Genomic DNA, 26,605 nt, shown 5'->3' on the forward strand with positions numbered 1-26,605 from the left:
ATTACGCTACAGCACCTGCGAGCGAGAGGAAGTTCGTGATCAGTTGCTTCCCGGCGCTGGTTCCTACCGATTCCGGGTGGAATTGGACCCCCCAGATCGGGTGGTCGCGATGCCGCATCGCCATGATCTCCTCGCCTTCCGGGCGATCTCCAGTCCACGCGATCACCTCCAGCGCCGGCGGCACGCTCGCGGGATCGACGATCAGGGAGTGATAACGCATCGCCTCGATCGGTGAGGGAACGCTGTTGAAGAGCGAATCCCCCCGGTGAACTACGGGGGAGGTCTTGCCGTGCATTACCCGTGCGGCACGTACCACCCTGGCGCCAAACGCCTCAGCCATCGCCTGGTGACCGAGGCAGACGCCGAGCACCGGAATCCCGGCCTCTCCCGCGGCCCTGATCAGGTCGACCGAGATCCCTGCTTCGCCCGGAGTGCATGGCCCGGGCGAGATCACGATCGCCTCTGGCGCCAGGGCGAGCGCCTCGGCAACCGTGAGGTCGTCGTTGCGCTTCACCGTGGGCTCGGCGCCCAGCTCGCCGAAATACTGCACCAGGTTGAACGTGAACGAGTCGTAGTTGTCGAGCACCAGCAGCATCGGCTCAGCCCCGCGGATGGAACTTGTGGTGGACTGTCCGAAGGTAATCGCGGTCGACGTGGGTGTAGATCTGCGTGGTCGAGAGGTCGGCGTGGCCAAGCATCTCCTGCACTGCACGAAGGTCGGCACCGCCTTCAAGAAGGTGCGTCGCGAAGGAATGCCGCAACGTGTGCGGTGTGACCCGCTTCTCGATGCCGGCCTGGGCGGCCCGCTTCTTCACGATTCCCCACGCACCCACGCGCGACAATGGCAACCCCCGCGCATTGAGCAACAGCCGGCTCTGTGATTCACCGTGATCGAGTGTGGGCCGGATCGTGTGCAGATAGACCGACACCGCCGACGCCACCGCGCGACCGACCGGAACGAGCCGTTCCTTGCGCCCCTTGCCGAAGGCGCGGACGAGGCCATCGCCCAGCATGACGTCGGCGATCCCCAGGTCGCAGAGTTCGGACACGCGAAGCCCTGCACCATAGGCGAGCTCGAGCAAGGTGCGGTCACGCCACGCCAGCGGCTCTTCGACTCGCGGCGCTTCGAGCAGCCGCTCGACTTCCGGAACCGAAAGCACTTCAGGAAGGGTGCGCCACCGCTTCGGCGTCTCGAGGCGGTCGCTCGGATCGCGCTCGACCAGCCCTTCGGCGGCAAGGAATCGAAACCAGGTGCGAACACCCGAGATGGTGCGGCGAATCGTCGCCCCGCTCAATCCGAGATCCTTGAGCAGGAAGATGAATTCTCGGAGCACCGGAGTGCTGATATCGCGCGGTCCGTCGATCCCTTTCGACCGAACGAATTCGGCGAGGCGCGTCAGGTCGCGCTGATAGGCGACGATGGTGTTGTCGCTGTGGCCAGCTTCGAGCGAAAGGTGATCGCGAAATGCGGTGAGATGAAACGCCGTCGCGACCGGCGTCGCGTTCACGGCGACGACGAGGCCGCTGCGGCGGATTCGGCGGCGACCAGCGTGGCAACCGCCATGACGGCGATCCCTTCGTGGCGCCCGATGAATCCCATTCCTTCGTTGGTCTTTGCCTTGACGGATACGGCGCCCGGGCCGACGCCGAGGACCTCGGCGAGTCGTTGCTGCATCGCCGTGATGTGCGGCGCGAGTTTCGGCGCATCGACGATGACGGTCACATCGGTCTGTTGCAACTGCCAGCCGGTCGCCTTGATGCGATCGTGGACATCGGCGAGGAGAACCATCGAGTCGGCGTTGCGATAGGCTGGATCGGTATCGGGAAAGAGCCGGCCAATATCACCGAGTGCGGCAGCCCCGAGCATTGCATCTGCGATGGCGTGGGCAACGGCATCCGCATCGGAGTGCCCCGCGAGCCCGCGCGGATTGGGGATGGTGACGCCGCCGAGAATCAGCGGGCGCCCGCCGGCGAATCGGTGCGAGTCGTAGCCGATGCCGACGCGCATCAGGCGACCGCAGCCAGCTGCTGGTCGAGAATCGAGTAATCCTGGCGCCGGCGCCGCGGCGTATACCCGGCGTCGCGAATCGCACGTTCCATCTCGCCGATTGTTGCGCGGTAGGTCGTCCCCGCCGCGGATACCACGTTTTCTTCCATCATCAGCGAACCGAAGTCGTTCGCGCCGAATCGTAGCGCGACCTGGCCGACCTTGAGTCCCATCGTCACCCAGCTCGATTGCAGGTTGGGGACGTTGTCGCAGATGATCCGCCCCATCGCCAGTGTTCGCAGATAGGTGACCGCGTCGGTCTTGACGTAGTCGCTCATCTCCGGCGTCCCATCCGGTTGCAGGGGCCAGCAGATGAACGCCGTAAAGCCGCCGGTGCGAGCCTGCAGGTCCCGCACGCGAATCAGGTGCTCGATCCGGTCGGCGTCGGATTCGCCGAGACCGTACATCATCGTCACTGACGTCTTCATCCCCTGCCGATGCGCCTCTTCCTGGACGCCGAGCCATTCTTCCGTCTGCGCCTTCTTCTTCGCGACGCGGGCGCGGACCTCATCGACGAGGATCTCTCCCCCGCCTCCGGGAATCGAATCGAGCCCCGCCTCGTGAAGCTGCCGCACCACTTCGGCAACGGGCATGCGGAATCGCTCGGAAAAGAAGACGACCTCGGAAGGCGAGAATCCGTGAATGTGAATCGGATGATGCGCCTTGATGTAGCGCATCAGTTCGAGATACCACTCGAACGGGATGTAGGGGTTGTGGCCGCCCTGCAACAGAATCTGCACGCCGCCGAGCGCCTTGCATTCGTCGATCTTGGCGCCGATCTGTTCGAAGGAGAGCACGTAACCGCTCTTGTCCTTCGGGCGGCGATAGAACGCGCAGAAACCGCAATCGGCAACGCAGACGTTGGTGTAGTTGATGTTGCGATCGATGATGTAGGTCACGACGTCGTCGCCGTGGTGACGATAACGTTCACGATCGGCCAGCGCGCCAAGCTCCAGGAGCGGTGCCCGCTGGTAGAGCTCCAGATAGTCACGGAATTCCGGCGAGTCGCGATTGACGCTCGACATCAGGCCGCCGTGAGAAAGGTGAGCGAGCCGTTCGGGACGAGGCCGTCACCCGCCAGTCGCCCGAAGAATTCGGTCAAGCCGGCGAGGTGCCGGTACGACAGATCGTAGTCGAGGTCGCCGAGATAGGCGCGGCAGGTCGACGCCGGGATACCAGTTCGTGCCGCGGCTTCATCCGCGATGAGGTCGAGATGCCCGACGCCCCATGCCCGCGAGGCAAGCAGATGTTCATGCACGGCAAGTGCGCCGGAGCGGTCACGATCGCGACGAGCGGCCCATACCGCGAAGACAAAGGGAAGTCCGGTCCACTCCTTCCACGCCAGCCCGAGATCCTGAAACACCGGATAAATCCCGCTGGCGCGCAGGTGGAGCGCTGCATCGCCGATCACCAGCACGGCGTCATGCGGCAGCGCTTGCAGCGCAGCCAGATCATTCGGCTCGGCGCGAGCAGTGGCGAACCGGGGAGTGACGCCCCAGCGATGCCGGCAGAGCAGCTCGAGGAGCAGATGCGAGGTGCGCGACGACGCCGTTCGCAGGACCGTTGCACCAGTCAAATCCTCTACCGGCCGCTTGCTGAAGAGCGCCACGCTGTGCACCGGACCATCGCACGAGATCGCCAGATTCGGCAGGAGGTGGTATGCCGCCGCATCGCGCGCGTATTCGACCGCCGAGACGACGCTGAGATCGAGTTCCCCGGCGGCGAGGAGGTCGTTGAGTTCGGCGGCAGTGGCGGAGACGACCGTGGCGGGAGGCGGAACGATCCCGCGATCCATCGCGGCGTAGACCGGTGCGGCGTTGATCCACGGGATCCGGCCGAGCTTCATGCGGCGTGCACCACCGGGAGCGTCATCCGGCGATCGCCGCCATGCGGGATGTCGAGCGTCGCAAAATCGGAGCGGACCGACTCATACAGCGAATTCCGTTCGACCGGCGTCTTCCCCGCGTCACGGATCATCGCGACGAGTCCCTCGTACGGCATGTGCATCTGGGTCCGCGCCCCGGCCTCGTGGTACACCCGCTCGTACACCACCGTTCCTTCGACGTCATCGCACCCGAACGACAGCGCCACCTGCGACATGAACGGGGTCACCATCGGCCAGTGCGTCTTGACGTGCGGCATCGAATCGAGGAAGAGCCGCCCGATGGCGATGTTCTTCAGGTCCTCGTATCCGGTTGTCGCTGTGCCGACACGACCAAGCTGTTCGCCGAGTTCGTTGTGCTCGGTGTGGTACGCCAGCGGGATGTAGGTGAGGAAACCACCGGTTTCGTCCTGCAGCTCGCGCAGCATCGTCAGATGCTCGATCCGATCGGCGGCCGTCTCGACGTGCCCGTACAACATCGTGCAGTTGGTCGGAATGCTGAGGGCGTGCGCTTCGCGGTGGACCTCGATCCATTCCTTGCCGGTGAGCTTCCGTTCGGCGATGGTGGCGCGCACTGCGGTGGAGAAGACCTCCGCACCACCGCCAGGGAGGGACGTCAGTCCCGCTTCCTTGAGCGCAAGGAGCGTGTCGCGGATGCTCTGCTTCTCGATCCGGGCGAGGTGGGCGATTTCGACGGCGGTGAGTGCCTTGATGTGCACATCGGGGTGCCGCTCCTTGAGCCCGCGGATCATGTCGGTGTAGTAGCTCAGCTTGAGCTTGGGATGCAGCCCGCCGACAATGTGAAACTCGCGCGTCGGCGATCCGGTCGCGCTGGCCGCTTCGTGATAGACCTCTTCGAGCGAGCGGGTGTAATTCCCTTCCTCTTTCGGCATCCGCGCAAATGAGCAGAAGGTGCAAGTGTTGCGGAGGATGCAGACGTTGGTGGGGTTGATATGCTGATTGGCGGAGAAGTAGACCCGATTGCCGTTGCGGCGCCGGTTGGCAAAATCGGCGAGCGTGCCGAGGCCGATCAGGTCGCTGGTTTCGTAGAGGGTTATCCCATCCGCGGCGTCGAGCCGGCGCCCTTCGGCGACGCGCTCCGCGATCGGCAGGAGCGCGGGGTCGCGGAGACGATCAATGGCCAGTACCTGGGTATCTCCCGGCATGGGTTGAAGTTAGCGCATTCGAGGGTGAGGCGGTACAGCGGGCCGCCAATCCGGCTCAGCGATCAGACGCCCCGTACCGCCAGCGTGGCGTTGTGGCCGCCGAATCCGAATGAATTGGAAAGCGCCACCCGGACCTTCGTCTTCCGCATGACGTTCGGAACGCAATCGAGGTCGCACTCGGGGTCGGGATCCGTCTGATTGATCGTTGGCGGAACCTCACCACGCGTGGCCACGAGCAGGGAGACCACCGCCTCGATCGCACCGGCGGCGCCGAGAGCGTGCCCCGTCATCGACTTTGTCGAGGCGAAGATCAGCTCCTTCGCCTTCTCCCCGAACACCGCCTTCACGGCGTTCGTCTCGGCGATATCGCCCTGCGGCGTCGACGTTCCGTGCGCGTTGATGTAGTCGACGTCATCCATCGAGATCTGACCAATCGACAGACAGCTCTGCATCGCCTGGATGGCGCCGCGGCCGTCGGGCGGTGGCTGCGTGATGTGGAAGGCGTCGGCACTGGCGCCGTACCCGATGATCTCGCCAAGAATGTTGGCGCCGCGCGACCGCGCGTGCTCGTACTCCTCGAGGACCAGCATCCCGGCGCCGTCGGCAAGCACGAATCCGTCGCGCCCGCGATCGAACGGCCGGGACGCTGCCGGCGGATCGTCGTTGCGCGTCGACAGTGCCTTCATGTTGGCGAATGCTGCGACGCTCAGGCCGGTGATGGCACCTTCGCAACCGCCGGTCAGCATCACATCGGCCAGCCCTTCGCGGATCAACTGCCACGATGTGCCAATCGCGTGCGCACCGGAAGAGCACGCCGAGACCGTCGCGAAATTCGGCCCTTGCAGATGGTATCGGATCGAGATCAGTCCGGCGGCGATGTCGGGAATGAACATCGGGACAAAGAACGGAGAGACGCGATCAGGCCCCTTCTGCAGGAACGCTTCGCAATTCTCCTGGAACGTCATCATTCCGCCGATCCCGGAGCCGACGATCGCACCGGCGCGCGACGGATTCGGGGCACCACCTTCCAGTCCGGCCTGCACCATCGCCTGATGCGCGGCGGCGATGCCGAGCTGCGCAAAGAGGTCGTAGCGCCTGGCTTCCTTCTTGTCGATGTACAGGGACGGATCAAATCCCTTGACCTCGCAGGCGAAGCGAACGGCCCAGTTGGTCGGGTCATACTTCGTGATGCGTGCCGCGCCCGACTTCCCGGCGAGGAGCGCCTGCCAGGTCTCGTCCACCGTGACCCCGACCGGGGTCACGAGGCCGAGACCCGTCACGACCACACGACGCATCCGGCTACTTCCCGAGCTTCTCGTGGAGATACTTCAGTGCATCCCCGACGGTGCGAAGCTTTTCGGCTTCCTCGTCGGGAATGTCGATGTCGAATTCCTTCTCGAATGCCATCACAAGTTCGACGGTATCGAGCGAATCCGCACCGAGATCCTCCATGAAGGACGCTTCCGGCGTGAGCTTTTCCCGTTCAACGCCAAGCTCCTCGACGATGATGTCCTTGACCTTCTCCTCCACGTCGCTCATCTGTTGCCTCGATTGCAGTGTTGAAGTGTTGGGTCCGATTCAGCCGATCATGCCACCGTCGACGATCAGCGTCTGGCCGGTAACATACGCCGACATCTCCGAAGCGAGAAACAGGACCGCTCCCGCGACCTCGTCCGGCCTTCCCAGGCGGGCGAGAGGGATCGAATCCAATAATGCAGCGCGCGTCGCCTCCGGCAAGGCACTTGTCATTGCGGTGTCGATGAACCCCGGCGCAATGCAGTTGACCAGGACGCCGCGCCCCGCGTACTCCTTGGCGACAGACTTCGTGAGGCCGATCAGGCCGGCCTTGCTCGCCGCGTAGTTGGCCTGCCCCTTGTTGCCGGTCACACCAACGACGCTGGTGATGTTGATGATCCGCCCCGACCGGCGCTTCATCATCCCCTTGATCACTCCCTGGATCGCAACGAACGCCGCGGTCAGGTTGGAGGCAATGACGGCATCCCAGTCGGCATCCGACATCCGGATCAGCAGATTGTCGTGCGTCACACCGGCGTTGTTGACAAGCATATCGATCGGACCGAGATCCTTCTCGCACGCGTCGATCGTCGATCGCATCGCGGCCCGATCGGTGATATCGCAACCGTAGCCGCGGACGCCGTCGCCGATCGCCGCGGCAGCCGTCGCGGCGCCCTCAGCCGAACGTCCGACAATCGCCACCCGTGCTCCGGCGGCGTGCAGCGTCACCGCGATCGCGTGCCCGATCCCGCGGGTTCCCCCGGTGACAAAAGCGACCTTGCCTGTCAGATCAATGGTGATGCTCATGCCGACATCCAGGCGTCGACCTGCGTCGCGGTGCCGAGCGCAGTGCACTTCGCCACCGGCACGATCCGCTTCAGCAATCCGGTCAGGACGTTGCCGGGGCCGACCTCCAGCCAATGCGCGTCGGGATGCATCTCGTGCAGCGCCCGCATCGATTCGACCCATCGGACTGGCGCCGTCAATTGCGCGCCAAGGGACGCAATCGCCTCTTCATGGGTGCGCGCAAGTTCCGCCGTGGCGTTGGCCATGACCGGAAACGCGGCGGCGCCAAACGGAGCGTGTGCCAGCGCATCGCGAAGACCGGCGGCGGCTGGTTCCATCAACGGCGAGTGAAACGCGCCGCTCACATTGAGGGCGATCACCCGCTTTGCGCCGGCGCTCTGACAGAGTTCTCCCGCGCGCGCGACGGCAGCCGGATCGCCCGATATGACGGTCTGATCGGGCGCGTTGAGATTGGCGGCTACCACGGTCAGCTCCGAATCAATCTCAGCCTGTGCGCATGCGACTTCGACATCCGTGGTCGCGAGTCCCAGAACCGCCGCCATCGCACCGGGACGGCTTTGCCCTGCCTGGAACATCAATTCACCGCGGCGGCGGACCAGACGTGCGGCGCCAGCGGCGTCGAGTGCACCACTCGCAACCCATGCGGAGTATTCGCCGAGGGAATGTCCCGCCGCCGCAACGACGCCCCGGAGTCGCGGCGCAATGATCGCGAGCACCGCGCACGAATGCGCGAGAATCGCCGGCTGTGCGTTGTAGGTCAGCGTCAGGTCGGCTTCGGGCCCATTCCACATCACCATCGTCAGCGGAGCGCCGAGCGCCTGATCGATCTCGGAGAGACGTTCCTTCGCCTGGGGATACCCTTCGGCGAGATCCTTCGCCATGCCGAGTTTCTGCGCGCCCTGTCCAGGGAAGAGGAGAATTGTTACCACCGGACCACCATGCTCGCCCAGGTGAAGCCGGCGCCGAACGACACCAGCATCGCGACCATGCCGGGCTTGAGCCGCCCTTCCTCGACCGCCTGCTGCAGCGCCAGCGGGATGCTCGCCGAGCTGGTGTTGCCATAGCGGTCGAGATTGACCATCACCTTGTCCATCGAGATGCCGGCGTGCTTCGCGGTCGCCTCGATGATGCGCATGTTGGCCTGATGGGGAATGAGGAGATCGATCGCGTCCGCTGTGAGACCGGCGCGGCCGATCGCCTCATCGACGGAACGGCTCATTGCCAGGACCGCCGACTTGAATACTTCGCGCCCGGCCATCTTGACCAGATGCTTCTTGTCGCGGAGCAACTGCTCGCCCAGCGGCTCGGCCGATCCGCCGCCGGGGATGTAGAGCAGCGGTGCGAGCGTGCCATCGGAACCGAGGTAGCTCGACAGGAGGCCGCGACCATCGCCGTTGCTGCGCCGTACCACGGCCGCACCGGCGCCGTCGCCGAAGAGGATCGCGGTCGACCGGTCTTCGTAGTCGACGATCGACGAGAGCTTCTCGGCGCCAAGGACCAGGATTGTGTCGCCCATGCCCGCGCGAAGGAGCCCGTCGGCGACGGTCAACCCGAAGAGCCATCCCGGGCACGCGGCGACCACATCGAACGCCCAGGCACGATCCGCTCCGATGATCGCCTGCAGGTCGCACGCGGCCGACGGCAGGCGTCGATCCGGCGTCACCGTGGCGAAGATGATTCCGTCGAGGTCGTGTGCGGTGATCCCGGCGCGATCGATCGCGATGCGAGCGGCCGCAGCGGTATAGCTCGACAACGTCTCGCCCGGTGCCGAGATGTGCCGTTCGCGAATGCCCGTACGTTCGACGATCCACTGATCGGACGTGTCGAGTGTGCGCTCGAGATCCGCATTGGTGAGGAGGCCGGCGGGGACAGCTGCGCCGAGGCCCGCAATGACCGCGACTGGAGGAAGGGTCACGACGCGGTGACGGGTTCGCGCCGCGCCATCTCCGCAGCGATGTGCGCGCTCAGCCCGCTGCGCACAGATTCCGCTGCCCTGCGGATGGCGTTCTTGATCGCGCTCGCGTTCGACGACCCGTGGCAGATGATCGCCACGCCACGAATGCCGAGCAACGGTCCGCCGCCATACTCGGCATAATCGAGGAAGCGCATCAGCGGCTGGAGGTCGCTCGCCTGAAGGAGCGCGGGATTCTCCTTGCGGATCAATCCGGTGACCAGCGGCCCCATCGATTCGTAGAACTTGAGGACCGCGTTGCCGGTGAATCCGTCGCAGACCACGACATCGATCTGTCCATGTTCGGGATGCGGCACCACGATGTCGCGCCCCTCGATGTTCCCGACGTAGCGGATGCGCGGCTGCGTGCGGAGCGCCCGGTGGGTTTCGCGAACGACTGCGGTTCCCTTTTCATCTTCGCTGCCGACGTTGAGCAGCCCGACGGCGGGACTCTCACGGCCGACGACGTCCCGCATGTAGATGCTGCCCAGGCGGCCGAAGTTGACCAGCTCCTTGGAGGTGCAGTCGACGTTGGCACCTGCGTCGATGACCAGCACGACGCTGTCGGCCGTGGGAAACGGCGACGCGACCGCAGCGCGATCGACACCCTCGTGCAGTCCGAGCATGATCGTCGCCGCTGCAAGGGTTGCCCCGGTATTTCCCGCGGAGACAAACGCGTCAACCTGATTGTCGCGGTGCAGGCCAAATCCGATGACCAGCGAGGATTTGGGCTTCTTGCGCACGGCAGCAAGCGGCCTTTCGTCCATGCCGATCACGTCTGGCGCGTCGACCACCTTGAGGCGCGCGGGATCGACGTCGCGATGCCGCGCGAGGTGGGACTGAATGAGATCGGCGCGGCCAACCAGCGTGAGTTCGATGTCGGCCGGGAGTTCGCGCAATGCCAGCACGGCGCCATCGACCTCGGGGGCCGGGGCGCCGTCACCCCCCATCGCGTCGAGCGCGATGCGGATCACGGCCTACTGGTCCTCGATCTCGAGCCGCTTCTTGCCCGCGTAATAGCCGCACGACGGGCACACCCGATGGGGGAGCCGGGGAGCGCTGCAACGCGGGCAGGCCTGGGTGGGGATTCCCTGCGCGGTATGGTGGCCGCGGCGCAGGCGCTTGCGCGATTTCGACATCTTTCGCTTCGGGACAGCCATCGGTGCCTCAGTTGGTCGAGCCGGTCCGCGCGCAGGCGCACGGTCCAGCGTTCAAGTCAGCGCCACAGCTGGCGCAGAATCCCTTGCAGTCCGGCCTGCACAGCGGAAACGCCGGAACCCGGAGCGCCAGCTCTTCCCGGATCGCCGGGGTGATGTCCACCGACTCGGCGTCAGCGGCAAGCTCGTAGACACCTGGATCTTCCACCAGCGTGGGGTCGGCCGAAAAGAGCACGTCCACGTCTTCGTCGACGACCAGCGCCACGGCGGTCAGGCAGCGGCGGCACTCCCCCGCGATCCCGGCCCGCAGATGGCCTCGCCAGAAATAGTCGCCGCTATCCGTCGCCTGAAGGGCACCGTCGATTTCGACCGGGCCAGTCAATTCGATCTGAAGCCCGGAAAACGCCGGATCGTCCGGACTGATGGTCGCCCTGGTGCGAAGCGGTTGACCCCTGAAGTCCCGAACGTTCAGCCGAAGCATAGCCCTCAAAAATAGCCGGAAAAACCCACTTCGGTCAAGCCGAGCCGAGGAGGGCTAACTCACGCTCCGGAAAGAAGAAAGCGATCTCCCGGGCGGCGTTTTCGTCACTGTCCGATCCGTGCACCGCGTTCCGCCCCTTGGACTCCGCGAACAGCTTGCGTACCGTCCCGGCTGCCGCCTCTGCCGGGTCGGTCGCCCCGATCGTCGTCCGCCATGACGCCACGGCGTTCTCCTTTTCGAGGGCGAGGGCGATCGTCCGGCCCGAACTCATGAACGACACCAGCTCCTCGTAAAACGGCCGGCCGCGGTGCACCTCGTAGAACGCCTCCGACTCGGCCCGGGTCAGTTTCACCAGGCGCATGGCACGGATGAGATATCCCGCATCCTCGATATGGGCCAGGATCTTCCCCGCCTTGCCACCCTCGAAGGCGTCCGGCTTGACCATGGCGAACGTCCGATTGCCAGCCATTACTTCATCCTCTCCTTGAGCAGTCCGACCACGTCGGCCGGGCGACGCATGATCCCGATCCCCGCCGCCTCGAATGCAGCGAATTTCTCGTCGGCAGTGCCGGCTGATCCGGAGATGATCGCACCGGCGTGCCCCATCCGCCGACCTTTGGGAGCCGTCTGCCCTGCCACGAATCCGACCACCGGTTTCTTGACGTGCAGCTTGATGTACTCGGCCGCCTCCTGCTCCGCGGTCCCGCCGATCTCACCGATCATGACGATCGCCTCGGTACCCGGATCAGCATTGAACGCCGCGAGGACGTCAATGAAGTTGGTGCCGACGATCGGATCGCCGCCGATCCCGACGCAGGTGCTCTGCCCGAGACGGCTGCCGGTGAGATGATGAACCACCTCGTAGGTCAGCGTCCCCGACCGAGAGACGAGTCCAACCGAGCCGGGAGTGCAGATCGACCCCGGAATGATGCCGACCTTTGCCGCGCCGGGCGTGATCAACCCAGGACAGTTTGGTCCAATCAGCCGGACCCGCCGCTCGGCGAGGAACGGCATGACGGTCGTCATGTCGAGGACCGGCACACCTTCGGTGATGCACACGACCAGCGGAATCCCGGCGTCGGCGGCTTCCTCGATTGCACCGGCGGCCATCGCCGGCGGCACGTAGATCACGGCGCAGTTCGCACCGGTCGCCCCAACCGCCTGTTCGACGGTGTTGAACACCGGCACTTTCGATTCGAACTGCTGGCCGCCTTTCCCTGGCGTTACGCCGGCGACGACGTTGGTGCCGTACTCGATCATCTGCTTCGCGTGGAATGAACCTTCCCGGCCGGTGATCCCCTGCACCAGCAACCGGGTCTCTTTTCCGATCCAGATACTCACGCCGCCTCCTTCGCCAATGCCACGGCTTTCGAGACGGCGGCATCCATGTCGTTCATCGCGCTCATCCCGGCGCCATCGAGGATGCGGAACGCTTCCTTCTCGTTCGTTCCGGTCAGGCGAATCACGATCGGTACGCCGACCTTGAACTGCTTCGTCGCCGTCACGATGCCGTTGGCGACATCATCGGTGCGGGTAATCCCGCCAAAGATGTTGAAGAGGATCACTTTCACGCGGGGATCGGCCGTGATGATTCGCAATGCGTTGACGACCTTTTCCGGATTCGACGATCCACCGATGTCGAGGAAATTCGCCGGCTCGCCGCCGTAGTACTTGACCAGGTCCATCGTCGCCATCGCCAGACCGGCGCCGTTCACGACACAGCCGACGTTGCCGTCGAGCTTGATGAAGGTCAGCGATGCGTGGCGCGCCGTGACCTCGCTTGATTCCTCCGCCGACTCATCGCGCAGTGCGGCGAGATCGGGACGCCGATCGAGTTCATTGTCGTCGATCACCATCTTGGCATCGAGCGCCAGCACTGTTCCGTCAGGGGTAGTGGCCAGCGGATTGATTTCGGCGAGCGAACAGCCGTTCGCCATGAAGACGCGGTAGAGCTGATGCATGATCTTCATCGCCGCGCGTGCCTGCGCCCAATCGGTATACAGCGCGAGCGCGAGCTTGAGGGCCTGGTGCGGGAGAAGCCCGTAGCGCGGGTCGACGGCGAGCCGGGTGATCTTTTCCGGCGTCTTCGCCGCGACCTCTTCGATATCGATCCCGCCGGCGCTCGACACCATGAACACCGGCTTCTGGGTCGCGCGATCGAGAATCAGTCCGACATAGCTCTCGCTGGCGATTTCGGCCGCCGGTACCACGAGCACCTTCTGGACGACGAGGCCCTTGATCTCCATGCCGAGAATCCTGGAGGCGGTCGTTTCGGCTTCCTCCGCACCCTTCGCCAGCTTGACGCCGCCGGCCTTTCCCCGGCCCCCGGCATGCACCTGCGCCTTGACGACGACTGTTCCGCCGATTCGTCGCGCGATCGCCGCGGCGTCCGCCGCGGTCGTCGCCACGTCGCCTTCCGAAAACGGCACGCCGGCGTCCTTGAGGAGGGCGCGGGCCTGATATTCGTGCAGATTCACACAACCCTCGATGCTGAGTTGGCGCTCACCTGTGAGAAAACTGCGTCCGTTCCGCCTCGCGACGACTCGCGGGCGGGATCGGAACGCCGGGCACAAAGTAGCGGCGGCAGAAGGTGGACGGTATCTCCGCGCGGACTCGCGGAGCTAGTGGCCGTGCGGCAGGAGGACTTCGTGCAACGCCTCGAACGCGCGGCCGAAGGCGGTCAGATCGCCGCGCTGGAATGCGGAATCGGCGCGGCGGACCCAGGCGCGGGCAGCGTCGAGGACTGTCGACGCGTCTGGTCCGCGCGCAGCGGTATCCACCCCAGCCTGCCCTGCCGCCGCCCAACCGGCACCGACGCTTCGCCCACCCGTGACGTGGTCTGCGATGGCGGTGCCGATCCAGAGCAGCGTCGGGACTCCCCTCCGCGGCAACGCGAACAATGGTTGCCACGCCGTCGCCGGATCATGGCCGCTGGTCCACCGCACACCGCGCCAGATGACCGAGTCGCCGCCGGCCGCAACCGAGTCGCGAAGGTGGAGCACCTCGGCGGAGCGGCTCCAGTGGCGGATCAATTCGCTCCGGCTGTCGGCGGGAAATCCGTCGGATTCAATCGGTGACAGCCGCAATTCGGGCGTGCCATTCCGCCGGAACGCCGTCACGACCGACGCGACGGTCCCCCGCGACGGATCGGCAAGCGCGATCTGGCGCCCCGGTGTCGAATCGTCGATCCACGTCGGCACCGGCACGGCGACTGGTCCGGACGGAGCCTGCCGTTCGCCGGCGTTCCACGTCAATCCCTCGAGGACCGAGATCTGGACGTCGAACCAGAGCGGTGGATACGGCAGCGCGCGCCGCAGGTCGGCCGGCATCGACGCCGCCGGCGCAATCAACCCACCGATCGTGCGCCGCCACGACGCGCCAAGCGAGTCGGCACCGGGATCGAGATAGAAACGGGTCTCGCCGCTGGCGACATCGACCGTGCACACGACTTCCGGGACGACGCCAGCCACGCGGTCGTCATCCCAGTGGGCCCGTGTCGCCATCGGAATGCGGTCGACGACTGACATGCCCTGGACCACCCACACCGGCCGGTCGTCGACGACCACCACGTCGGCTGGCAGCCAGGAAAACATCGGCAGGATCGCAGTGGCACGTGCCGCCGGATCGAGGTGCCAATCGAACGCGGCCTGCTGCGGATCGCGGAGCATCCCGGGCTCCTGCCGGGCCCACGCCAGCAGGAGACGGCGCAGCGGACCGCCGGCATCGACGCCATCCCGCACCGCAGCCCACCCCGGTGCGCGCGGCCGGATCCTCGGATCGGCGAGCGACCTCCACACCGCACCGCCTGCGGCGTCAGCGGCGGTGGATCGGACGAACTGTGCGCCGCCCGCGATTGTGGTTGCCCCATCGACCGCGGCCTGCAGGTCGAGTCGCGGTTCATCGGCTCGATACGACGCGACCAGCCACGCCGGAACTCGGCGCCCGCTATCTGCCATCGCCACGGCGGTCGTCGCTTCGGGGATACCGCCGGCGCGTTCCGCCACGCGGTCGAGCAACGGCGGATCCCAGATCGCTGTCACGATGGGGAGGGTATCGGGCCCGACCGGCTGATCGCCAAGTCGCAACCCCCACGCCAGCTCGTCGAGATGGCGCATCGTCGCGAGCCGCTCGCCGGCCGGGGTAGCGTGGTCTGCGAGGGCGGGCACGACGAACCGCTGCAGCCCGGCACCGAGGCACAGAACGATCCATGCCCCGACGAGGACGCTGACCTTTCCGCGCAACGCCCAGAATACGGTCAGCAGTGCAGTCGCAACCGCAACGCCGGCCATCACCTGTGCACTGTGCGACACCAGGGCGGCACCGTCCATCGTCAACGACCGATAGTCGGAAGCCGCCAGGTGAAATGGCGCGAGGAGATAGCCGATGGCGATGACGCCGGCCAGTGCTGCGAGGAGGCCGCCAAGATGGCGCTGTGCATCGGCATGCAGGGTGACGGCGTAGCGTCCGACCCGCCGGATTGCGCCGATCCCGGCGTAGAGCGCCACGCAAAAGCCGAATCCCAGCACGACCAGCAGGACCAGGAAACGGAGGCCGAGATCCCACGCAGGAAGCTGCGCCGTGAAGACGCCGATATCCTGGTGCAACAGCGGATCGACGATGCCATAGTGTGCCCCCTGCCACGCGAGCACCATCGGCTCTCGCCATGCATGGGCCCCGCTCCCGGCGATCAGTCCGAGGAGCACACCGGATGCGATGGCTCCGGCGAGGAGGAACCGGACAGGCACAGCTTCGCGCAACTGCAGATTCCCGATGCGGTGCGACACCTGCACCGAGGTGATCGTTCGTGCGACAAGGAGGGCGTGGAGGGCAAACCAGGTCGAGGCGACGACAATCGCGCCGACATCGAGCGCCAGGCCGAGGAGCCGCCAGCCGGTGACAAACGAAGCAGCCGGGGACGAGATGGTTGCGGCCCACCAGCGTTCCGCGACCAGTTCGACCGTCCACCGGCCGACGAAAAGCACCGCGAACGCGGCAACGATTGCCCCGATCAGCCGGCGAGTTCGGGGCGTCATCGCGCTACCCGCGAACCCCCCGTGCGGCGAGCCATTCCATCAGCTCTGCGTGATGCGCGTCGCGGGCCTCGGGTGTGGTTCCCTCGAATCGGAGCACCAGAACCGGCTGCGTGTTGGAGGCGCGAATGAGCCCCCATCCATCCGGATAGGTGATCCGCACCCCATCAATCGTCACGACGGGATAGCGCGCCCCGAAGTAGGCAATCGCTTCGTCGACCAGTGCGAATTTTCGCGCATCATCGCACGCCACTCGCAACTCGGGCGTCGCGTACGTCGTAGGAAGATCGGCGAGGAGTGCGGCAACGCCGCTCGGGCCGTGCGAGACGATCTCGAGCAGCCTCGCCGCCGCAAACAACGCATCGTCGAAGCCGAACCAGTCCCCGCCAAAGAAGATGTGTCCGCTCATTTCGCCGGCGAGCGGTGCGCGTTCCTCCTTCATCTTTGCTTCGATCAGCGAATGGCCTGTTTTCCAGATCACCGGCCGCGCCCCGGCCGCGGTGAGTGCCTGCGGCAAGACCTCCGAGCATTTCACATCGAAGATCACGGCAGCGCCTTCGCCGAAGCGCCGCACCGCGTCGCGACCGAAGACCACCAGGAGTTGGTCGCCCCAGATCGGCCGGGTGTGTTCGTCGACTGCCCCGATACGATCGCCGTCGCCGTCGAAGGCGATGCCGAGTTCGGCCTGCTCTTCGCGCACCACGCGCTGCAGGTCGACGAGGTTCGCCGCCACGGTCGGATCGGGATGATGATTCGGGAAGGTGCCGTCGCTCTCGGCGAAAAGGGGAATCACCTCGGCGCCGAGGTCACGCAGCGTCTCGATCGCGACGAGCGACATCACGCCGTTGCCGCAGTCCACCGCGACGCGGACCGGCCGGCGCAGCGTGTGACGCTCCACGATCGCCGCACGATATCGGGCGAGAACGGTGTCGTTGGATTCCTGCCGTCCCGACCCGGTCCGGTACTGTTCGGCCTCGATCCGGTCGCCCAGCGCGGCGATCGACGGGCCGTGCAGCGACTCTCCTGCCAGGACGAACTTGAAACCGTTGAATTCCGGCGGATTGTGCGAGCCGGTCACCTGCACGCCGCCATCGGTGCCGAGGGCCTGCACCGCATAGTAGAGTGCGGGCGTCGGCAGCGAGCCCACATCGACGACGCTTGCGCCGGTCGACAGGATGCCGCGCCGGAGCGCCTCCGCAAAACCACCACTCGACGGCCGGTTATCGCATCCGACGGCGATGCGCGCACCGGTGCCAACGTGATCGATCGCCGTACTCCCGAACGCCCGGCCAAGATGTTCCGCGAACTCGAGCGTCAACTCCGAGCCGATCAGTCCACGGACGTCGTACTCCCGGAAAACCGCGCGCGGGATCTTCATCGCGCACCCACCGGCGCGGTCACCTGCCGCAGCTGCACTGCCTCCTGCGTTGCAAAATTCAGCACGGGGTTGGGCCAGACGCCGAGAAGGAGGATGGCAAAGACACAGAGCGCCACCGCGATGCGGGCCGGTCGCGGGAACTTGATTGTCTGGTGCGCCTGCCGTGTGCGCGTCGGCTTGAGCGTCATCGCGAGAACGACCGGGAGGTAGTAACCGATGGAAATCGCGCTACCGATCACTGCAACTACCGGGAGAATGATCTGCCCCTGGCGCAGCGCGGCAGAGAGCAGGAACCACTTCCCGATGAAGCCGAACGTTCCCGGGAAGCCGAGCAGCGACAGCATGCATACGCTCAAGCCCATCGATGCGAATGGTCGGACCGTAAAGAGCCCCTCGAGGTCGGTCAGCAGCACGGTACGGGCACCGGCTCGTTCGATAGACGCCAGAATGCCGAACGCAGCCACAATCGTGACGGCGTACGACAGGAGGTAAATCATCACAGCCGCGTTGCCGTCGTTGGAGTGGGCCCACACCGGCAACAGGAGATAGCCGGCGTGCGCGATGGCGCTGTACGCCAGCATCCGCTTCATCGACGTCTGTGCCAGCGCCGTCAGGTTCCCGATCAGAATCGTCACCAGGGCGAGTCCGAAGACGATTGGCTGCCAGAGTGACGTCAGCGACGGGAAGACCTGGTTCAGCACCCGCAGCAGCGCGAAGAACGCCGCCGCCTTGACCCCCGCGGCCATGAACGCCGTGATCGGCGTCGGCGCCCCCTCGTAGACGTCGGGAGCCCAGGCATGGAACGGCACCGCGGCAATCTTGAACGCAAAGCCGATCACAATGAGCCCCATCCCGAGCTTGGCCATCAGCGTCGGTGGTGTCGCCGCAAACTGGGCGCCGATCAGTTCGAAATTGAATTGTCCGGTGGCGCCGTACGTCAGCGCGATGCCGTACAGCAGGAATCCGGACGCGAACGCACCGATCAGGAAGTACTTCAACGCCGCTTCCGCGGATGCTCGACGCGTGCGATCGAATCCGGCGAGGATGTACACCGAGATCGACATCACCTCGAGGCCGAGGAAGAGCGTGATCAGGTCGGCCGAACCGGCGAGGAGCATCATCCCGACCGTCGCCAGCATCAGCATCGGGTAGTACTCGGGGGCGAGAATCCCCTGGCGGATCAGCCAGCGTACCGACAGGATCGTCACCGCACCCGCAATCCAGAGCAGCAGCGCATCGCTCGCGAACCGGAATCCGTCGAGCGCGATCATGAACGACAATCCGGCCGGGCGTGCATGGTTCCAGGCCAGCCACCCGGTCGCGAGGACCGCGAGCACGTAGCCGACGATCGAAAGTGCGCCCGCCGTGCGCATGTCGTAGCCGTCACGGTGCCGCCACGCCACGTACAGGAGCACCACCAGCGCCCACGCCGAGAGCACCAGTTCGGGGAGGAGTGCGAGCGTCGCACCGCCGGCGGAGGAGAGGTCGATCTGCACTATTGCGCCTCCACGTGGCCGGGGCCCGGAAGCGTTGCAGGCGGCAGCGCGGGCTGCACCATCTGGACGTACGCCCGCGCGGCACCCTCGGTGCGACGCAGCAATGGCGCAGGATAGAGGCCGACCCAGATCATCGCCGCAATCAGCGGACCGACCACCGCCAGTTCGCGGAGATTGAGGTCGCCGATGCCTTCATTCGCCGGGTTGGTGAACCGGTTGAAGAAGACGCGCTGCGTCGACCACAGCATGTACCCCGCGGAGAAGATCACCACCGTCGCCGCGATCGCCACCAGGTACGGATAACGCCCGAACGAACCGAGGAGCACGAGGAATTCCCCGACGAATCCATTGAGACCGGGGAGGCCGATCGACGAGAACGCCGTGATCACAAACGCCGTCGCCAGGAGCGGTGTGACGCGAGCGAGGCCGCCGAAATCGGCGATCCGTCGCGTATGTCGCCGCTCGTACAGCATGCCGATCATGAAAAACAGCGCGCCGGTCGAGAGCCCGTGCGACACCATCACCACGATCGCTCCCTGCACGCTTTCGACGGTACTCCCCCAGATGCCCAGCATCACGAAACCGAGGTGGGATACCGACGAGTAGGCGATGAGACGCTTGAGGTCGGGTTGTACCATCGCCACCAGCGCGGCGTACACGATCCCGATCACCGCCAGCGTGGCCATGACCATTCCGGTGGTCTTCGACAGGGCGAACATCGGGAAGAACGGGATCGCAAATCGGAGGAACCCGTACGTCCCCATCTTGAGCAGGATCACCGCGAGGTCGACCGATCCGGCCGTCGGCGCCTCCGTATGCGCGTCGGGAAGCCAGGTGTGGAACGGAAAGAGCGGCACCTTGACGGCGAAGGCGAGCGCGAACGCCACGAAGAGCCACGGCGCCCACGGCCCGAACAACTGCGCGTGCGACAGCAGATTGGTATACGAGAATGAATACACCCCCGTCTGCTGGCCGATCACCGCAACCATCCAGATGATCGCGACCAGCATCAGGAACGATCCGACGAAGGTGTAGATCACGAACTTCGTCGCCGCGTAGATCCGGTTGCTGCTCCCCCAGATCCCGATCATGAAGTACATCGGAATCAGCAGCGTTTCCCAGAACATGTAGAAGAGGAAGAGATCGGTGGAGACGAAGACGCCGAGCATCCCGGTGTTCAGTGCCATCAGGAGTGCGTAGAAACCGCGCTGCTTCTGGTCGACGCTCCGCCAGCTTCCCCACACCACGAGCGGCAGCATGATCACCGACAACAGGACCATCAGGACCGACAGTCCGTCGATGCCGACCCGGTACCCGATACCGAACTTGGGGAGCCAGGTCACATCGGTGACGAACTGCATCCCGGTCACCGTCGGGTCGAACGCCCACCAGAGGCCGATGCCGAGAAACAGTTCGGTCAGCGCCACCGCAAACGCGATGTACCGCGCGGCACGGACCGGCGAGAAGAGAATCGCCGGCATCGCCAGTACCGGGAGGATGAGCAGCACATGGATGATCCAGTGCGAATAGCTGATCGAGGCAAGGAATTGCGCCATCGGTTACCTCACCAGCGAGCGGAGAATGATCACCGCACCCGCGACGAACATCGTGACATAGAATGTCGTCTGTCCGTTCTGCAACCGGGATCCGAGCCAGCCGAGCCCCTCGGCGACCCGTGCCGTCCCGCCGACACCGATGCGATCGACCAGGAAGGCATCGGCGGTCTGCCAGAGGACGCGACGCGACAACCACACGACCGGATCAACCAGGACCTTCTGATAGATCTCGTCGACGTAATACTTGTGATACAGCAGCTTGGCCACTCCGTGCTCGGGTGGCGCACGATCCGGCGTGACGATCGCCTGTCGCTCGGTCACCATCGTCCCCGCGACGAGGCCGACGACCGCGGCAACGATCGCCAGTCCGATCAGCAGCATCCCGGTGGGCCCCTCCGCGCTGGGCGCCGGCCCCAGCGTTGCCCGCGCGACGGCGGTCACCGGCTCCAGCCAATGCTCGAGCCAGCTGTTCCCGCCCGCAAAGCTCGGCAGATTGACCAGGCCGCCGACGACGCTCAGCACGCCCAGCACCGCGAGCGGTCCCGTCATGAGCCAGGGCGCTTCGTGCAGATGTGACATGGCGCCTTCCGGGCCACGGAATTGGCCGAGGAACGTCATCGCCACCAGACGCGCCATGTAGTACGCGGTCATCAGCGCCGCGACCAGCCCCAGTGCCCAGCACACCATGAACACCGGGTTGTGCATCCCCTGCGCGAATGCCGCGCCGAGAATCTCGTCCTTCGAGAAGAAACCGGCGAACGGCGGAACACCGGCGATCGCCAGCGTCGCGATCAGCATGAGCGTGAAGGTCCACGGCATCGCGCGACGCAGCCCGCCCATGTTGCGCATATCCTGTGCGTCGGCATGCGAGTGCGCATGGTGCAGGCCATGATGCATTGCGTGGATCACACTCCCGGCGCCGAGAAAGAGGAGCGCCTTGAAGAAGGCGTGCGTGATCAGATGGAAGATCCCCGATGCGAACGCGCCGGTGCCCACGCCGAGGAACATGTACCCCAGCTGCGACACCGTCGAATACGCCAGCACCTTCTTGATGTCGTACTGGCGAAGGCCGATGCTCGCGGCAAAGAACGCCGTGACCGCCCCGACCACCGCGACGACTTCGAGTGCGGTCGGCGCCAGCGCGAAGATCGCCGACGTGCGGACCACAAGGAACACACCCGCCGTCACCATCGTGGCTGCGTGGATCAGCGCGGAGACCGGCGTCGGGCCCGCCATGGCGTCGGGCAACCAGACGTACAGCGGGATCTGCGCCGACTTGCCGGTGCATCCGAGGAAGATGCAGAGCGCGATCAGCAACACCATCCCGTCGCCCGAGTGGAAGACGGTGCCCACCTGGGCAGTGATGCCGCTGTAGTCGAGCGTCCCCAGTGTCCACCAGAGCAGGAACATCGCGATCAGCACGCCGAAATCGCCGATCCGGTTGGCGAGGAACGCCTTCTTCCCCGCGTCCGAGTTGGCGTCGACCTCGAACCAGAAGCCGATCAACAGGTACGAGCAGAGCCCGACCCCTTCCCAGCCGATGAACGACACCGGCAGCGACGCCCCGAGAACCAGCACCAGCATGAACGCGACGAAGAGATTGAGATACGAGAAATACCGCGCGTATCCCGGGTCGCTGTACATGTAGCCGGCGGAATACAGATGAATCAGGCCGCCGACGCCGGTGATGATCAGCATCATCACGACCGAGAGATGGTCGACCTGGAAGGCAAGGTCGATCGAGAACCGAGGCGTCACCGGCAGCCAGTGCCAGAGCACCACCTGAATCGCCGTCTGCGAGCTCCGCGCGAGTTCGGCGAACACCGCGACGGTCACCGCGAACGCGGCGAGCATGACCCCGACCCCGACGTATGACGCGAGTCGCTTCGCGTCGGGGCGCCGGAGCGCAAGTCCCCCGTTGATCGCGGCGCCAAGGAGTGGGAAAGCCACCGCGAGCCAGACCAGTTGGATCACGCGTCAGCCCTTGAGAAGATTGATGTGCGCCAGATCGACTGACTGGGTGTGCCGGAAAATCGCGAGAATGATCGCCAACCCTACCGCCGCTTCCGCCGCCGCCACCGTCATCACGAAGAAGACCATGATCTGTCCGCCCACGCCGTGCAACTGCGCCAGCGCGACGAAGCTCAGGTTGACGGCGTTGAGCATCAGCTCGACGCACATGAAGACGACGATGGCATTGCGCCGGATCAGGACGCCCGCGACTCCGAGCACGAACAGCACCGCCGACAGCGCCAGCGAAGGTCCCAGAAGCATCAGAGTTTCTTCTTCGCGAGGACGACCGCGCCGACGACCGCGGCCAGGAGAAGGATCGACGTGACTTCGAACGGAACGAGGTAGCCGGTAAAGAGTGGCTGCGCCACGCTGCCGACGGCGCCCTGCGCGGCCTGCGATGTTGCCAGCGCCGCACCATCGGGAAAGACCAGCGCCGGATTCGCCGTCCCCGGCATCGTCGAGATCTCTCCCGCCAGCCGCTGCGGTGTATAGGTGTGCAGCGTGACGAGCGTCGCGCCGAGCACCGCCGTAACACCGACACCGACCACCCACCCCGGCCACCGCTTCCACTCGCGCGGCACCTCCTCGAGGTTGAGCAGCATGATGACGAAGAGGAACAGCACCATGACTGCGCCGGCGTAGACCAGCACCTGGATCGCGGCGATGAACTGTGCCTGGAGGATCACGAAGATCGCCGCCAGCGCGAACATCGTCGACACCAGCCAGAGCGCCGCCGACAGGGCGTTGCTCCGGGTGATGCACAGCAGCGCCGACCCGACCGACCAGACTGCGAAGATCCAGAACACTACCGCGGCGGTATTCACCTCACTCGCCCCGCGGATCGGAAGGATCCCACAGCGTCGACACCGGATGAGTCTGCGCCGAGAGCCGCTCCAGATCGTACACGAAGCGATCGCGGGAGTATTCGGAATTCTCGTAGTGCACGCCGACGTGAATCGCTTCTTCCGGGCACACTTCCTGGCAGTATCCGCAGAAGACGCAACGGAACTCGTCGATCTCGTAGATCAGCGGATACCGGTTGCCAAGTTCGTCCTCGCCCGGGACCAGCTTGATGCAGTTGGCGGGACAGATCTGCGGGCAGAGCCCGCATGCGACGCACTTCGACCGCCCCTGCTCGTCGGTCAGCATCCGGTGCGTGCCACGCCACCGGGTCGAGATCCGCCAGTCGTCGGTGCTCTTCATCTCGGGGTACTGCATCGTCACCCGGGGCTGGAACATGTGCCGGAAGGTGAGCGCCATCCCCTTGAGCGTCGCGCGGACGTACGACACTTCCTTCTCGGGACGCTTGAGGACCTTCACGCCGATGGCCATCAGGCCGCTCCTTCGCGAATCGCGCGCCGGGACCGCGCTCGCGGTGCGACGCCGCGCACCACTCGGCCCCGATCGAGCAGGAAGAAGAAGAGCCAGCCGAGGAAGAGGTTCAGCGCGAAGAGCGCGAGGCCAAGCGCCCTGGGGTCGGTCCACCCGAATCCGCGCTCGACCACCTCGATGGCGATCGCCGTGACCATGATGTAGCCGAGTGACAGCGGGAGCAGGAGCTTCCACCCGAGTGCCATCAGCTGATCGTACCGGAACCGCGGCAGCGTCCACCGGATCCACATCACGAAGAAGATCCAGAAGAACGTCTTGACGAAGAAGACCGCACCGGTCACGATCGCCTGGATCAGGCCGCCCTGCTCGTCCCAGTGCGTGAAGGGAATGTCCCACCCGCCAAAGAAGAGCGCCGCCACCATCGCCGACACCGTCACGATGTGCGCGTATTCGGCGATCATGAAGAGCGAGAACTTCATGGCGCTGTATTCTGCGTGATAGCCTGCGACCAGTTCCGATTCCGCCTCGGGCAGATCGAATGGCAACCGATTCGTCTCCGCGAATCCCGAGATCAGGAAGACGAAGAACGACAGGAAGACGGGGAAGATGAACCAGAGCCCGTGCTGCTGCTGGGTGATGATCTCGCTGAACGAGGCATTCCCCGACAGGAGCAGCACCGGAATCAGCGACATCCCCATCGCCACTTCATATGAAATCAGCTGTGCGCTCGCGCGCAGACCGCCGAGGAGCGAATACTTGCTGTTGGATGACCACCCCGCGAGTGCCACGCCGTAGACGCCGAGGGACGAGAACGCGAGGATGAAGACGAAGCCGATCGGCAGGTCGGCGACCGACATCGGCATCAGCCCATGATACGAGATGGCGCCGATCACCGGCCAGGTGACGTCGAAATTCACCATCAGCGGTGCCGCGAGCGGGATGACCGCAATCAGCATCACCGCGGGGATGAACGAGAGCGCCGGCGCCAGAAGAAAGAGGACCTCCGTCGCCGAGCCGGGGCGCGTCTCTTCCTTGATGAAATTCTTGATGCCGTCGGCTGCGGGCTGGAGGATCCCGAACGGCCCGACCCGATTGGGGCCCGGGCGATTCTGCATCCACCCTGCCACCTTGCGCTCCATCAAGGTGAGGAGCGCCACGCCGACCATCACCATCGTGAAGACAATCAGCAGCTTCAGGATGGCAAGGAGGAGAAATCCTTTTTCGAGCGGCGTCACGTCGTGGCCTCCTGGCGCTGACCGATCGTCAACCCGCCAAAGCCGAGATCACGATACGTCACACCCGCAAAGGGAGTGAGCGTGCTGAACGCCTCAGAAGCAGTGGACGGCACCTGTCGCCCGCCACCGCCGCGGAGCCACGCTTGTGATGCCGCCCACCACGCGGGCCGTGCCATTCCCGGTGCCGATCGCGCCGGCAGCAACCGCTGCGCCCGGCCGTCGCGATTGACATAGACCCCCTGCTCCTCGACCATCGTCGTGATCGGCACCACGACCTCGGCGTTGGCGAGTCGCGGGTCGGGGACCGTCGCGAAATGGACGACGCGGCGCGCGCCGGCCAGTGCGGCGATGTCGCCGTCATCGAGCGCGACGTCGGCCACCAGCACCAGCGGCGCCCCCTGCAGGCGCGCCATCGTCTCGCCCCAGTCCGATCCCATGCCGAGGAGGCGCCCCCCCTCGAGGTTGGCGGCGCGCTCCCGGCGCAACGCAAGATTCGGAATGGAGCCGATCGGCGCTTCGTCGCCAAGCGGCACCTTCATCGCGGCGCTGCGCGGACGCTCACCTGCGAGGCGCAGCAACCAGCCGATCGATTCGCACGACGCGCGACCACCGGCCAGCACCGTGATCCCGCCCTCGGCTTCGAGGACCAGCGACGCGATCCGGTCGAGTGCCACGTTCCAGTCGCAGGCCTGGAAGCGGTCGCCGTCGCGAACCAGCGGCGCTTCGACCCGATCGCCGCGATTCATCCAGCGATAGTCGGCGCGGCCGGTATCGCAGATGAAGTGCCGGTTGACATCGAGGTTCGGACGCGGGCGCAACCGCACCACGGAGCTGTCACGCGTGTCGACCGTGATGTTGCACCCCTGGGTGCACCCCGGACAGATCGACGCCGTCTTGTCGAGATCCCAGGCGCGCGCCTTGTGCAGGAAATCCTTCGAGAGGAGCGAACCGACCGGACAGAGATCGACGACATTCCCCGACCACGGATGGTCGAGTCGTTCCGACTCGTCGATCCCGATGAACGCCCGGTCGCCGCGCTCGCAGACTTCGAGGACGCCGTCCTCCGCCACGCTATCCATGAAACGGACGCATCGCGTGCAGAGAATGCAGCGGTTCGGCACGTAGAGCACGTCGGGGCCGAAGTCCTCGACCGGCGCGTATCGCTTGGCGTAGTCCGAGTAGCGTGTCCCGGCGCGCCCTTCCTGATAGACGAAGTCCTGCAACTCGCATTCACCGGCCTGATCGCAGATCGGACAGTCGAGCGGATGATTGATCAGCAGGAATTCGAGCACCGCCTTGCGGGCATCGAGCGCCACCTGCGACGTCACGTGCACCACCTGGCCGTCGGCGACCGCCGTCACGCACGCCGGCATCAGCTTCGGTGCCTTCTCCACTTCGACGAGGCACATCCGGCACACCGCCGGCGACGGCAACGACGGGTGATAGCAGTAGTGAGGGATGAGCACCCCCGCCTGCTTCGCCGCGTCGATGATCATCGTCCCTTTCGCCACCTGGATCGGGACGCCATCGATCGTGACCGAAACCATCGCATCGGTCAT

At 65.4% G+C, this 26,605-nt stretch carries 27 protein-coding genes; all 27 read right to left on the reverse strand.

Going from position 1 to position 26,605, the window contains the following annotated elements; genetic code table 11:
* Nucleotide 1: 1 nt before the first annotated feature.
* Nucleotides 2–595 (reverse strand): aminodeoxychorismate/anthranilate synthase component II, encoded by a 594-nt coding sequence (locus tag VGM20_11275; GenBank protein ID HEY4101442.1) that lies wholly within the window; start codon nt 593–595, stop codon nt 2–4.
* 4 nt (nt 596–599) lie between these two features.
* Nucleotides 600–1,508 (reverse strand): site-specific tyrosine recombinase XerD, encoded by a 909-nt coding sequence (gene xerD, locus VGM20_11280; protein ID HEY4101443.1) that lies wholly within the window; start codon nt 1,506–1,508, stop codon nt 600–602.
* Complete coding sequence (gene ispF / locus VGM20_11285) at nt 1,505–2,008, reverse strand: 2-C-methyl-D-erythritol 2,4-cyclodiphosphate synthase (GenBank protein ID HEY4101444.1); 504 nt, start codon at nt 2,006–2,008, stop codon at nt 1,505–1,507. The genes xerD and ispF overlap by 4 nt, the downstream gene beginning before the upstream one ends.
* Nucleotides 2,008–3,072: a cyclic dehypoxanthinyl futalosine synthase gene (gene mqnC / locus VGM20_11290; GenBank protein ID HEY4101445.1), complete on the reverse strand. Its 1,065-nt coding sequence runs from the start codon at nt 3,070–3,072 to the stop codon at nt 2,008–2,010. Before mqnC ends, ispF begins: the two co-directional genes overlap by 1 nt.
* Nucleotides 3,072–3,893: a menaquinone biosynthesis protein gene (locus tag VGM20_11295; GenBank protein ID HEY4101446.1), complete on the reverse strand. Its 822-nt coding sequence runs from the start codon at nt 3,891–3,893 to the stop codon at nt 3,072–3,074. Before VGM20_11295 ends, mqnC begins: the two co-directional genes overlap by 1 nt.
* On the reverse strand, nt 3,890–5,095 hold the full coding sequence (gene mqnE, locus VGM20_11300) for an aminofutalosine synthase MqnE (protein ID HEY4101447.1): 1,206 nt from the start codon (nt 5,093–5,095) through the stop codon (nt 3,890–3,892). The genes VGM20_11295 and mqnE overlap by 4 nt, the downstream gene beginning before the upstream one ends.
* A 62-nt stretch (nt 5,096–5,157) precedes the next feature.
* On the reverse strand, nt 5,158–6,390 hold the full coding sequence (gene fabF, locus VGM20_11305; protein ID HEY4101448.1) for a beta-ketoacyl-ACP synthase II: 1,233 nt from the start codon (nt 6,388–6,390) through the stop codon (nt 5,158–5,160).
* Between the two features lie 4 nt (nt 6,391–6,394).
* Nucleotides 6,395–6,634, reverse strand: a complete 240-nt coding sequence (locus VGM20_11310) for an acyl carrier protein (protein HEY4101449.1) — start codon at nt 6,632–6,634, stop codon at nt 6,395–6,397.
* Between the two features lie 39 nt (nt 6,635–6,673).
* Nucleotides 6,674–7,417 carry a 3-oxoacyl-[acyl-carrier-protein] reductase gene (gene fabG / locus VGM20_11315; GenBank protein HEY4101450.1) on the reverse strand — a complete coding sequence of 248 codons (744 nt, stop codon included), beginning with the start codon at nt 7,415–7,417 and terminating at the stop codon, nt 6,674–6,676.
* Complete coding sequence (gene fabD / locus VGM20_11320) at nt 7,414–8,346, reverse strand: ACP S-malonyltransferase (protein HEY4101451.1); 933 nt, start codon at nt 8,344–8,346, stop codon at nt 7,414–7,416. The genes fabG and fabD overlap by 4 nt, the downstream gene beginning before the upstream one ends.
* Nucleotides 8,340–9,332: a beta-ketoacyl-ACP synthase III gene (locus VGM20_11325; GenBank protein HEY4101452.1), complete on the reverse strand. Its 993-nt coding sequence runs from the start codon at nt 9,330–9,332 to the stop codon at nt 8,340–8,342. The genes fabD and VGM20_11325 overlap by 7 nt, the downstream gene beginning before the upstream one ends.
* Nucleotides 9,329–10,342, reverse strand: coding sequence for a phosphate acyltransferase PlsX (gene plsX / locus VGM20_11330; protein HEY4101453.1), 1,014 nt, complete (start codon nt 10,340–10,342; stop codon nt 9,329–9,331). The genes VGM20_11325 and plsX overlap by 4 nt, the downstream gene beginning before the upstream one ends.
* A gap of 3 nt (nt 10,343–10,345) precedes the next feature.
* Nucleotides 10,346–10,528 (reverse strand): 50S ribosomal protein L32, encoded by a 183-nt coding sequence (rpmF, locus tag VGM20_11335; protein ID HEY4101454.1) that lies wholly within the window; start codon nt 10,526–10,528, stop codon nt 10,346–10,348.
* Nucleotides 10,529–10,535: 7 nt separating this feature from the next.
* Nucleotides 10,536–10,907 carry a DUF177 domain-containing protein gene (locus tag VGM20_11340; protein HEY4101455.1) on the reverse strand — a complete coding sequence of 124 codons (372 nt, stop codon included), beginning with the start codon at nt 10,905–10,907 and terminating at the stop codon, nt 10,536–10,538.
* A 133-nt stretch (nt 10,908–11,040) separates the two neighbouring features.
* Nucleotides 11,041–11,475 carry a nucleoside-diphosphate kinase gene (gene ndk, locus VGM20_11345; protein ID HEY4101456.1) on the reverse strand — a complete coding sequence of 145 codons (435 nt, stop codon included), beginning with the start codon at nt 11,473–11,475 and terminating at the stop codon, nt 11,041–11,043.
* Nucleotides 11,475–12,347 carry a succinate--CoA ligase subunit alpha gene (gene sucD, locus VGM20_11350; protein HEY4101457.1) on the reverse strand — a complete coding sequence of 291 codons (873 nt, stop codon included), beginning with the start codon at nt 12,345–12,347 and terminating at the stop codon, nt 11,475–11,477. Before sucD ends, ndk begins: the two co-directional genes overlap by 1 nt.
* Nucleotides 12,344–13,483, reverse strand: coding sequence for an ADP-forming succinate--CoA ligase subunit beta (gene sucC, locus VGM20_11355; protein ID HEY4101458.1), 1,140 nt, complete (start codon nt 13,481–13,483; stop codon nt 12,344–12,346). The genes sucD and sucC overlap by 4 nt, the downstream gene beginning before the upstream one ends.
* A gap of 144 nt (nt 13,484–13,627) precedes the next feature.
* The gene (locus tag VGM20_11360; protein ID HEY4101459.1) at nt 13,628–16,039 is read right to left on the reverse strand and encodes a UPF0182 family protein; all 2,412 of its coding nucleotides are present in this window, start codon (nt 16,037–16,039) and stop codon (nt 13,628–13,630) included.
* A gap of 4 nt (nt 16,040–16,043) precedes the next feature.
* Entirely contained in the window at nt 16,044–17,414 is a 1,371-nt protein-coding gene (locus VGM20_11365; protein ID HEY4101460.1) for a phosphomannomutase/phosphoglucomutase, read from the reverse strand.
* Nucleotides 17,411–18,910, reverse strand: a complete 1,500-nt coding sequence (locus VGM20_11370; GenBank protein ID HEY4101461.1) for an NADH-quinone oxidoreductase subunit N — start codon at nt 18,908–18,910, stop codon at nt 17,411–17,413. The genes VGM20_11365 and VGM20_11370 overlap by 4 nt, the downstream gene beginning before the upstream one ends.
* Nucleotides 18,910–20,466, reverse strand: a complete 1,557-nt coding sequence (locus VGM20_11375; GenBank protein HEY4101462.1) for an NADH-quinone oxidoreductase subunit M — start codon at nt 20,464–20,466, stop codon at nt 18,910–18,912. Before VGM20_11375 ends, VGM20_11370 begins: the two co-directional genes overlap by 1 nt.
* Nucleotides 20,467–20,469: 3 nt before the next feature.
* Nucleotides 20,470–22,440: an NADH-quinone oxidoreductase subunit L gene (gene nuoL / locus VGM20_11380; protein ID HEY4101463.1), complete on the reverse strand. Its 1,971-nt coding sequence runs from the start codon at nt 22,438–22,440 to the stop codon at nt 20,470–20,472.
* Nucleotides 22,441–22,443: 3 nt separating this feature from the next.
* The gene (gene nuoK / locus VGM20_11385; protein ID HEY4101464.1) at nt 22,444–22,740 is read right to left on the reverse strand and encodes an NADH-quinone oxidoreductase subunit NuoK; all 297 of its coding nucleotides are present in this window, start codon (nt 22,738–22,740) and stop codon (nt 22,444–22,446) included.
* Nucleotides 22,740–23,303 carry an NADH-quinone oxidoreductase subunit J gene (locus VGM20_11390; protein HEY4101465.1) on the reverse strand — a complete coding sequence of 188 codons (564 nt, stop codon included), beginning with the start codon at nt 23,301–23,303 and terminating at the stop codon, nt 22,740–22,742. The genes nuoK and VGM20_11390 overlap by 1 nt, the downstream gene beginning before the upstream one ends.
* A gap of 1 nt (nt 23,304) precedes the next feature.
* On the reverse strand, nt 23,305–23,811 hold the full coding sequence (locus VGM20_11395) for an NADH-quinone oxidoreductase subunit I (GenBank protein HEY4101466.1): 507 nt from the start codon (nt 23,809–23,811) through the stop codon (nt 23,305–23,307).
* A complete protein-coding gene (gene nuoH, locus VGM20_11400; GenBank protein ID HEY4101467.1) occupies nt 23,811–25,046 on the reverse strand; it encodes an NADH-quinone oxidoreductase subunit NuoH in 1,236 nt (411 codons plus the stop codon). The genes VGM20_11395 and nuoH overlap by 1 nt, the downstream gene beginning before the upstream one ends.
* Nucleotides 25,043–26,605, reverse strand: coding sequence for a 2Fe-2S iron-sulfur cluster-binding protein (locus tag VGM20_11405; GenBank protein HEY4101468.1), 1,563 nt, complete (start codon nt 26,603–26,605; stop codon nt 25,043–25,045). Before VGM20_11405 ends, nuoH begins: the two co-directional genes overlap by 4 nt.

It is taken from the genome of Gemmatimonadales bacterium (assembly GCA_036500345.1).
Taxonomy (GTDB): domain Bacteria; phylum Gemmatimonadota; class Gemmatimonadetes; order Gemmatimonadales; family GWC2-71-9; genus Palsa-1233.